Source organism: Blautia sp. CGZ-1-C1, from assembly GCF_056504575.1.
Genome location: NZ_JBWLUT010000203.1, coordinates 1 through 10,644, shown reverse-complemented (window position 1 = coordinate 10,644; position 10,644 = coordinate 1). Strand labels below are relative to the sequence as shown.

At 42.3% G+C, this 10,644-nt stretch carries 5 protein-coding genes and 3 pseudogenes; 2 read left to right on the top strand and 6 right to left on the bottom strand.

The annotated features are described in order from the left end of the window. Positions 1 to 78: 78 nt before the first annotated feature. A pseudogene (locus tag AC058W_RS17895) lies at positions 79 to 952 on the bottom strand (phosphoribosylaminoimidazolesuccinocarboxamide synthase). A gap of 195 nt (positions 953 to 1,147) precedes the next feature. After that, on the bottom strand, positions 1,148 to 2,644 hold the full coding sequence (glpK, locus tag AC058W_RS17890; protein WP_117843771.1) for a glycerol kinase GlpK: 1,497 nt from the start codon (positions 2,642 to 2,644) through the stop codon (positions 1,148 to 1,150). A 123-nt stretch (positions 2,645 to 2,767) separates the two neighbouring features. Between glpK and AC058W_RS17885 the strand changes: the two genes are divergently transcribed. Next, entirely contained in the window at positions 2,768 to 3,139 is a 372-nt protein-coding gene (locus tag AC058W_RS17885; RefSeq protein ID WP_242986685.1) for a NusG domain II-containing protein, read from the top strand. A 247-nt stretch (positions 3,140 to 3,386) separates the two neighbouring features. Here the strand turns inward: AC058W_RS17885 and spoIVA are convergent, their stop codons facing one another. From spoIVA to AC058W_RS17865, 4 genes and pseudogenes are all read right to left on the bottom strand, one after another. Further along, entirely contained in the window at positions 3,387 to 4,856 is a 1,470-nt protein-coding gene (gene spoIVA / locus AC058W_RS17880) for a stage IV sporulation protein A (RefSeq protein WP_118609420.1), read from the bottom strand. 248 nt (positions 4,857 to 5,104) lie between these two features. Next, a pseudogene (locus AC058W_RS17875) lies at positions 5,105 to 6,796 on the bottom strand ([FeFe] hydrogenase, group A). 15 nt (positions 6,797 to 6,811) lie between these two features. Beyond that, positions 6,812 to 8,683 (bottom strand): NADH-quinone oxidoreductase subunit NuoF, encoded by a 1,872-nt coding sequence (locus AC058W_RS17870; RefSeq protein ID WP_118609422.1) that lies wholly within the window; start codon positions 8,681 to 8,683, stop codon positions 6,812 to 6,814. Next, positions 8,680 to 9,159 (bottom strand): complex I 24 kDa subunit family protein, encoded by a 480-nt coding sequence (locus AC058W_RS17865; RefSeq protein ID WP_117674537.1) that lies wholly within the window; start codon positions 9,157 to 9,159, stop codon positions 8,680 to 8,682. The genes AC058W_RS17870 and AC058W_RS17865 overlap by 4 nt, the downstream gene beginning before the upstream one ends. A 299-nt stretch (positions 9,160 to 9,458) precedes the next feature. Between AC058W_RS17865 and AC058W_RS17860 the strand changes: the two are divergent. Beyond that, positions 9,459 to 10,644, top strand: a pseudogene (locus tag AC058W_RS17860) (monomeric [FeFe] hydrogenase); the annotation flags it as partial.

Genomic DNA, 10,644 nt, shown 5'->3' with positions numbered 1-10,644 from the left:
CAAAATTATGCTTACATTCAGATAACAGTATTTACAAAATCATATATTTGTTTCCCGCCAGAATATACGGATAAATAATCAGGCTAATTTCTTACCAGTAAGCATTTCGTAACTCTGAAGATATTTTTCAATCGTCTTATCTACGATATCCTGTGGAAGAGTCCAGTTATTGTCCGGATTTGCTTTCAGCCAGTCACGGGCAAACTGTTTGTCAAAGGACGGCTGTCCATGTCCTGGTTCATAGCCTTCTGCCGGCCAGAAACGAGAGCTGTCAGGTGTAAGCATCTCATCACCGATTACCATATTTCCCTCTTCATCCAGTCCAAACTCAAATTTGGTATCTGCGATGATGATTCCTTTACTTAATGCATATTCCGCACATTTCTTGTAAAGTGCAATGGTATTATCACGAAGTTTTGCAGCTAATTCTTCTCCTCTTCCCGGGAAATATTTCTCAAGGTGAGCAATACTCTGCTCATAGGAAATATTTTCATCATGATCACCAATCTCTGCCTTTGTAGACGGAGTATAGATAGGCTCAGGAAGTTTGTCTGATTCTTTCAGGCCTTCCGGTAACTCAATACCACAGACTTTACCGGTTTTCTTGTAGCTTTCCCAGCCGCTTCCGGTAATGTAACCACGTACGATACATTCGATTGGCAGCATCTCAAGCTTACGGCACATCATACTATTTCCATCAAATTTCTCCTGCTGGAAGAATTCAGGCATATCTTTTACATCTACAGAAATCATATGGTTCGGCAGAATATCTTCTGTCATATCAAACCAGAATTTGGACATCTGAGTCAGTACAGTTCCTTTCTTTGTTACCTGATTATTCAGGATAACATCAGAAGCAGCTGATGCGGTCTGTTGCAACCATGATCAGGCTGTCACCGTTGTCATAAATCTCACGTACTTTACCTTCTTTGATTGGTTTCATTTCCTGCATTTTTTCGCACCTCAATATTCTTATGTACTTTTGTTCGGTTCGCACCGAAATTACTGTATTACCGTACCACCATCTCTGTCACAGGTTGTCAATACGCTGAATTTTATTTAGGTACACTGATAAAATGTTGGCGACTTGATCTCAACCAAATCAAGTAAGTCCCCTGCTTCAATTGCGAATCTCCGATTGACTTAATTATTCATCACGAGCCCATCCATAAGAATATTTTACCGCCTTATTCCATCCTTTTATCTTCTGCTGTCTGGTTTCATCTGTGATAGATGGATAAAATTTCTGATCAATGGACCAGTTTTTACGCACTTCTTCCTTACTGCTCCAATAACCTACTGCCAGTCCGGCCAGATAAGCTGCCCCCATTGCAGTTGTTTCCACACAGCATGGGCGGTTGACTGGTGCATTGATAATATCGGCCTGTGTCTGCATCAGGAAATTGTTGGCACTGGCTCCGCCATCTACTTTCAAAGAAGCCAGATTGATACCTGAATCTGCTTTCATGGCATTTAATACATCATTTACCTGGTAGGCAATAGATTCCAGAGTTGCACGAATGATGTGATATTTATTTACACCGCGGGTAATTCCTACGATAGTTCCCCGTGCATACTGATCCCAGTGAGGTGCTCCCAGTCCGGTAAATGCCGGTACTACATAACAGCCATGCGTATCTGATACTTTATTTGCCATATATTCTGAATCTTCGGAAGAATCGATTACTTTTAATTCGTCACGCAACCATTGAATTGCAGCACCTGCAACAAAAATAGAACCTTCCAGGGCATAAGTGACTTTTCCATTCAGTCCCCAGGCAATTGTAGTTACAAGGCCATTTTCTGAAAATACTGGTTTGTCTCCTGTATTCATCAAAAGAAAACAACCGGTGCCATAAGTATTTTTTGCTTCACCCGCGCTAAAGCATGTCTGTCCAAATAAAGCTGCCTGCTGGTCACCTGCAGCCCCTGCGATTGGGATTGCCCCTCCAAAAACTGACGGATCTGATTTTCCATAAATACAGCTGGACGGCATTGGTTTCGGAAGCATGGATTTAGGAATACCAAGTTCATCAAGGATCTCCTGATCCCATTGCAAAGTATTAATGTTAAACAGCATCGTTCTTGAGGCATTGGAATAATCGGTAACATGTACTTTTCCCTTTGTCAGTTTCCAGATCAGCCAGGTTTCTACTGTGCCGAATAAAAGCTCTCCCTTCTCTGCCTTCTCCCTGGCTCCATCCACATGGTCAAGAATCCATTTTATTTTGGTTGCTGAGAAATAAGCATCTATTACCAGCCCGGTTTTTTTACGGAATTTCTCAGTTAATCCTTTAGCTTTTAGTGAGTCACAGTATTCTGACGTTCTGCGGCACTGCCATACAATAGCATGATAGACAGGTACTCCGGTATTCTTATCCCATACGATTGCCGTCTCACGTTGATTAGTAATTCCGATGGCTGCAATCTGTGAGGCATCTGCTCCGATCTTAGTCATTGCCTCTACAGCAACACCAAGCATACTGGCCCATATTTCATCTGCGTCATGTTCTACCCAGCCTGGTTTTGGAAAATACTGTGTGAATTCTCTCTGGGCTACACTGCAGCGTTCTCCTTTTTCATTGAATAAAATGCAGCGGTTGCTGGTTGTTCCGGCATCCAGCGCCATAATATATTTTCCCATAAAACCCTCTCCTTTTTTCTTATCAGTCTATAAATAACCATACCACAAACAGAAGTCAGTTGCTATTATTTTTTGTTCATGTTATGATGCAGTCATAAAAAATTGAGAAAGATGGTAAAAATCTTGAAGAAAAAAGAAATCATTTTTATAAGTGCTATTCTTATTCTGGCACTTGCGTTGTGGGGTGGTATGTCTTTTGTAAATAAAGGCAGGCATGGATCTATTAAAATTACAGTAGATGGGCAGGAATACGGTACTTATTCTTTGTCAAAAGATCAGATTATTAAAATCAATGATACTAACGTATGCGAAATTAAAGATGGAAAGGCATACATGCTCTCGGCTGACTGTCCGGATCATTTATGTATGAAGCAGAAATCAATCGACGAAAAAGGAGGCACTATCGTATGCCTCCCTAATAAGGTTGTTATTGAAGGTAATAAAAGCTCGGATTCAGGAGATACGAATCAACTATCTATTGATGCAGTAACCTAATCTGCTTTTTCTTCAGGTTGTCATAATTCATATCTTCTGACAAGTTATAGGTCTATTGCTTTTATATAAGCTTTTTAACCAAATCAAGTAAGTCCCCTGCTTCAATTGCGAAGAGCAATAAGCAGTGGGTGGGGACTTGCTTGTATCAGAAGGGGTACAAGCCCCTTCTGATATACTGCGAAGCAGTTATTTGGTTATGAGCAAGTAGCGAAAGCGGATTGCGAATATCCGATTGAATATGCTATATTTATATAATAATACAAACAAGTCCGCCCTTACTGTCATTGACAATTTTCTGCATGGTATCCTGAAGTTTTACCTGGCTTTCCTCACTGATGGCTGTTATTTTGCTTCGGATACCATCCTGCACCAGCTGCTCAATGGATTTACCGAAAATATTTGTTTCCCAGATACTCTCTCCTCTCTGGCTTCCCTCATCAATATATTTTATCAGATCTTTTGCCTGTTGCTCTGTTCCTACGATCGGAGCAATTTCTGTTTCTATGTTTGCCCTGATCATATGAATAGACGGGCTCTTGGATTTTATTTTCACTCCATATTTATTTCCCTGTCTGATCACTTCCGGCTGCGCGATTTCAATTTCATCCAGATTTGGAACAACTACTCCGTACCCGGTTCCCCGTACGGATTCCAGTGCTGCCTGTACTTTCACATACTCTTCTTTCATATGTACCAGTTCCCGCATAGTATGGATTAATTCATACTCACTTTCCATTTCAATTCCACTCATCTGACTGAGCATCTGGTAATAATATTCATCCTTGATTCGTATTCTGACTTTTACTGTTCCATCAGATAATCCCACATCTTCCAGAAGTGAATCCTGCACATATGGTCCTGATAATTGTATAAATTCCTTTGTGATATCACGAATATGCTGCATTTGCTTCATTTTCTCCCTGATCTGGGTAAGAAGCTGTTGTTTTAACTCGTGATCCATCGGGAGCATTTCTACCCATCGCGGGATGAAAAACTGAATCTGGCTAACTGGAAATTCATATAAAACTTTTTCCAAAATACGGGTGATATCCTCTTTTCTTAACTGATCGCAGTTTACTGTTAAAGCAGTGACCTGATGTTTTTGCTGAATTTCTTCTGCTGTCTTTAAAGCCTCATCTTTATACGGCATCTGCGAATTGACCAGGACAATAAATGGTTTCTGCTGTTTTTTTAGTTCTTGTATCGTCTTCTCTTCTGCTTCCACAAAATTTTCTCTTGGCAGTTCACCGAAACTTCCATCGGATGTAATTACGATTCCTATCGTGGAATGTTCTTCAATTACTTTCTGAGTTCCGATACGGGCCGCTTCCCGAAATGGAATTGCCTGTTCAAACCAGGGAGTTTTTACCATTCGCTCTTTGCCCTCTTCGGTATGTCCGGAGGCGTCTTTTACCAGAAATCCCACGCTGTCGATCAGGCGTATCTTTACTTTCTGGTCTTCTCCAAGAGTGATGGGAATTGCTTCTTTGGGAATAAATTTTGTTTCTACGGTAGTAATGATCTTTCCTGATCCGCTCAATGGAAGCTGATCCCTGATTTCTGCCTGACGATTCTCTGACATCTGCGGTAATGCCACGACTTCCATAAATCTGCGTATAAAAGTAGATTTTCCTGTACGGACAGGTCCTACGACCCCTATGTATATATCGCCCCCGGTGCGGGCCTGAATATCACGGTACACCTGAAAATTTTCCATAAAAATAGCCCCCTTGCATATTTACACATAACGTTCATGTATTGCTATAAAATATGCAGAAGGACTTCCTGTTATTCCTATAAAAACAGGCCTTGCATTGCCTGCAAAACAATGCAGGACCTGCTCTCTTAAATTGTTACTGATCATTCTGTGCCCGGTAATCTTAAATTTTAGTATATTCAAACATACAGCCTGCTATACTAGCATAATACACTATGGCATCAGATATTAAGTCAAAATTTTTTCTATCAATAAGAATCATTGTGCAACAGATGATGTTCTTTACCTTTAAGCAATCCGTTGTAGAGTTCGAGAACTAACGGATTCTCATCGGATTTCTTGATAATCGTCAGTATTATCTGCATTATACAGCCCCTTTAGCTCTTAAGAACTTCGTTCTGTCACCGGCTCTTGTCGGCTGTCCGCCACCCATGATACATCCACGACGACATGCCATGACTTCGATCAGATGATATTCTTTCTACTCCGTTCTTAACCTGATCCATAACTTTTCTTGCATTTGCAAGTCCGCTGGCAACGCAGATATTGAGGTTCATACCCTCATATGGAACTGTAAATTCCTTGATGCCATCATCTCCACGAACGCCACATTCGGCGATTTCATGCATGGATTCTTTGCTGTGATCTGGTGTGAGTCGACGAAGTACTGCCTCTGTAACACCACCGGTAACGCCAAAGATAACGCCGCCGCCGGATCCGAATCCGAATGGCATATCACATGCTTCCGGATCGAGAGCTGCAAAATTAATACCGAAGTTATCGATCATACGGAGTAATTCTGTAGTTGTGATAACAATATCTGTATCCTGTTCGCCATCTGTAAAGCTGTTCGGTCGGATTGCCTCTGCTTTCTTTGCTGTACATGGCATAATAGAAATCATAACGGTTTTTTTGCCTGCTGCATGTTCCGGTTCACGGAAATATTCTTTGATTACTGCAGAAAGCATTCCCTGTGGTGAACGGCATGTAGAAAGATTTGGAATGTAATCTTTGTACTGGTCTGTAATAAATTTTACCCATGCAGGACAGCAGGATGTAAGAAGAGGAAGTTTCTCGCCTTTCTTAATCCGGTCGAGGAATTCGGCACTTTCTTCCATGATAGTAAGGTCAGCACTGAAAGAAGTATCATAAACTTCATCAAATCCCATTCTGTGAAGCGCATTAACAATCTTACCCATTACACTCTTACCTTTGGTAAGTCCATAGTGGTCGCCTACCGCTACACGTACCGCCGGAGCAACCTGTGCAACTACACGGATATTTGGATCAGCAAGTGCCTCCCAGGCCTCATCCATATGCGTTTTAATGGAAATTGCACCAGTCGGGCAGAATACACGACACTGTCCACAGTTTACGCACTCTGTTTCTGCAATTTTCTTATTAAATGCAGGCATTACCATAGCTTCTGTTCCACGGAATGCGAAACCTAAAGCACCGATTCCCTGAAGCTCCTCGCAGGCACGCACACAGTCACCACAGAGAATACATTTGTTCGGATCACGTACCAGAGACGGAGAACTTGTATCCAGTTCATGATGTTCTCTGGTATTCTCAAAACGAATATTCTGTACACCCAGACGATGTGCCAGTTCCTGTAAAATACATTCACCGCTCTTAACACAGGTTGTACAGTCGCGGCAGTGGGCTGCCAGAAGCAGTTCAACAATCAGTTTTCTGTATTTTTTGATACGTCCGGAATTCGTATAGATTACCATTCCGTCTCGTGGTTCTTCTGAACAGGATGCAAAAGTTTTGCCTCTGTCGTCTTCTACTGTACATAAACGGCAGGCACCGAAAGTGGATACCTCTGAGTGGTAGCACAGTGTCGGAATATTGATTCCTGCCTTGCGGATGACAGACAGGACATTTTTTTCATCGGTAAATTCTACCTTTCTACCGTCAATTATCATATGGCCCATAGTGTATCCTCCCTTCTATGCTTCCACGTATACAGCATCAAAGTTACAGTTATCTTTACATGCACCGCACTTGATACAGATATCGTTATTAATGTGATGTGGATGTTTGATCTTACCTGAAATAGCTCCCGCCGGGCAGTTCTTCGCGCATTTACCACAGCCGATACAGAATTCAGGATTAATGTGGAACTGACGAAGTGCTGTACATACTTTTGCACGGCATTTCTTATCAAGGATATGTTCCTCATATTCATCACGGAAACGTTTGAGAGTACTGATAACAGGAAGAGGCGCACTCTTGCCAAGGCCACACAGAGCCATATTCTGAACCATATTTGCAAGTTCTTCCAGTTCATCCAGATCAGACATCTCGCCTTTACCGGCAACAATTCTCTCAAGGATCTCAAGCATACGCTTGGTGCCTTCACGACATGGAACACATTTACCGCAGCTCTCACGCTGAGTAAAGTTCATAAAGAATCTGGCAACCTCTACCATACAGGTATTCTCGTCCATAACTACCAGACCACCGGAGCCCATGATTGCATCTAATTTCTTTACAGAATCAAAATCAAGAGGTGCATCTAGCTGATCAAGGATCAGGCACCCGCCGGACGGACCACCGATCTGAACACCCTTAAATGCCGCACCACTCTTTAATCCGCCGCCGATATCATAGATAATATGGCGAAGCGTAGTTCCCATTGGAACTTCGATCAGGCCTGTATTCTCGATAGAACCGGTCAGTGAGAATGTCTTGGTTCCCGGGCTTCCTTCTGTACCGATCGTACGGAACCAGTCGGCTCCCTCAAGAATGATCTTTGGTACATTAGCATAAGTTTCTACGTTATTAAGAACAGTAGGCTTGCCCCATAAACCTTTCTCTACTGTACGAGGTGGTTTTACACGTGGCATGCCTCTGTTTCCTTCGATGGATGCAGTAAGGGCAGATCCTTCACCACATACGAAAGCTCCGGCACCTCTGTTGATATGTAAATGGAAATTTACACCGGAATCTAAAATGTTATCACCTAACAGACCATATTTTTCGGCCTGTTCAATTGCCATTCTCAGTCTCTTTACAGAAAGCGGATATTCCGCACGAACATAAATATATCCATTCTCTGCGCCTACTGCATAAGCTGCAATCGTCATACCTTCAATCATCTTATATGGATCGCCTTCCATTACGGAACCATCCATAAATGCACCAGGGTCACCTTCATCACCATTACATACCACATAACGGGTCTTTTCTGCCTGACGGGCAACCTGGGACCATTTCTTACCAGCCGGGAATCCGGCACCACCACGGCCACGAAGACCTGACCTGGTAACTTCATCAATAACTTCCTGAGGAGACATGCTTCCTATTACTTTTGCAAGTGCCTGATAGCCACCGACAGCAATATATTCCTCGATAGATTCTGCATCGATCTTACCGCAATTCTCAAGAACGATACGGGTCTGCTGATTCAGGAAAGGAATATCATCCGGATGTGGACAGACAGTATCATGATCACGATAAAACAGTCTCTCTACCGGTTTGCCTTCCAGTACAGTCCTCTCTACGATTTCCTTACAGTCTTCAGGCTGTACATGAACGTACTGATAATCATAAGGTTCAATTCTCATTAAAGGTCCAAGTTCGCATAAGCCCTGGCATCCTGTTTTTATTACGCCTACATGTGGCACATCTTTCTGCATTTCTACAGTAACACCATCAATGTCTTCACAAAGCCTTGCCATTTCGTCATAAATTTTCTGAGCTCCGGATGCGATACATCCTGTACCAGAACAGACAAGAACTCGACAGGTGTAAGATTTGATCTGCTCATTTACCTCTGCCTGTTTATTTAACAGGTCTTCCCTGCTCTTAATACTCATACGCACTCACCTCTCAATTCATTCAAAAGTTCAACAGCTTTCTCAGGAGTCATCTTCGGGTGTACTTCGTCATTAACAGTCATTGTCGGTGCAAGTCCGCAGGCACCAAGACAGGATACAGTTTCTACCGTAAAAAGCATATCGTCTGTTGTATGTTTCTTGTGGCTCAGTCCCAGTTCTTTCATCAGGGCCTCTTTAACAGGCATAGACTTTCTTACGTGACAGGCTGTTCCATCACACACTTTAATGATATATTTTCCTTTCGGCTCAAAGGAAAAGTTCTCATAGAATGTAGCGACACTGTAGGCCTTAGCCTCTTTTACTCCGATTTCGGCAGCTACATAAGTCAGCAGTTCTCCCGGCAGGTAACGGTATTCCGCCTGAATATCCTGCATGATCGGAATCAGCGATGCCGCTGTACGTCCGTAGTGCTCGATAATCTCATCCGCTTTTCTGTAATAAGACTGGTCTAACATTCGGTTCCCTCCTTAAAATACCAGTTTTTTGATTTCCACGCAGCTTTAGTTATTTTCAACATATGTGCTGTTGATATTATACAATATATGGTTAATTTACACAATATCATTTTTGCAATTTTCTGAAATTTATTTATTATTATCTTCTATAGATTTATATTGTTTGTTAATGTTTGGAATTGAAAAGCAATTTCTTTAACAGGTGTGTTAAATAAAAAACATGACATTTTTACCATTATTTGATATATTTTTAGTGTAGAAAAAGCCCGGAAATAAATATAATAGGAGATTAACAAAATATGAGAACTCTCGACACACCCGTAAAACAGATCCGGCGTAAGATTTTTGCAGAAGTTGCAAAGCTTGGCTTTCAGTCTACAGATGCATCTCTGATCCACGATATTGAGGCAATTCCCTATAATATCGTACAAGAGCGTGCACAGTATCGTGAAAGTATTTACCGTGAACGTGCCGTAGCCAGCGAGCGTGTGCGACTGGCAATGGGACTTTCTTTACGTCCTGAAAACAAAGCTGTTCATCTGACTGCCGGAGTTGAGGCTTCTAACATCGATGAGAAATATTATGAACCGCCGCTTTATGCAGGTCATTCCTTCTGCATGCTCAGCCTGTCCGTCTAATATGTACGAAGTCAGCAATATGTGCAGAGGATGTGTTGCTCATCCATGTATGCAGGTCTGTCCTAAGGGTGCGATTTCCATGGTAAATGGTAAGTCACATATCGATCAGTCGAAGTGCATTAAATGCGGAAAATGCAAGTCTGTCTGTCCATATGATGCCATTGCCCATAAAGAACGTCCATGCGAACGCGCCTGTGGTGTAAAAGCTATTGAAAGCGATGAACAGGGACGTGGCACAGGACTGACCGCGAGCAAAATGCTGGTTGGCCTCTGGTATGTGCATGGTAAGCTGTCCTTTCGGAGCTATACCTTCTGATAAATCTCAGATTTTCCAGCTTGCGCATGCGCTTCGTGAGGGAAATGAAATTGATGACTGCTGAAGTTGCACCTGCTTATATCAGTCAGTTTGGTGATGACGTGACACCTTGGAAAGTTCCATGCAGCTTTAGCGGCACTTGGTTTTACCGATGTATATGAAGTGGCACTTGGTGCAGATATCGGTGCAATCAGCGAGGCGCATCATTATGCGAATGAAGTGGCTACCGGACATCTTCCATTTTTACTTACTTCCTGCTGTCCTTCCTGGTCTATGCTTGCCAAGAAGCAGTTCCCTGCAATGATCGACAATATTTCCAGAGAGCTGACTCCGATGGTTGCAACTGCAAGAAGTGTCAAAAAAGAGCATCCGAATGCAAAAGTCGTATTCATCGGACCTTGCGCAGCCAAAAAATTGGAAGCAATGCGCACTTCTGTTCGAAGTGATGTTGATTTTGTTATTACGTTTGAAGAATTGTGGGGACTTTTTGATGCAAAAGAAATTAATCCGGCTGAAATAGAGCCATCTGCA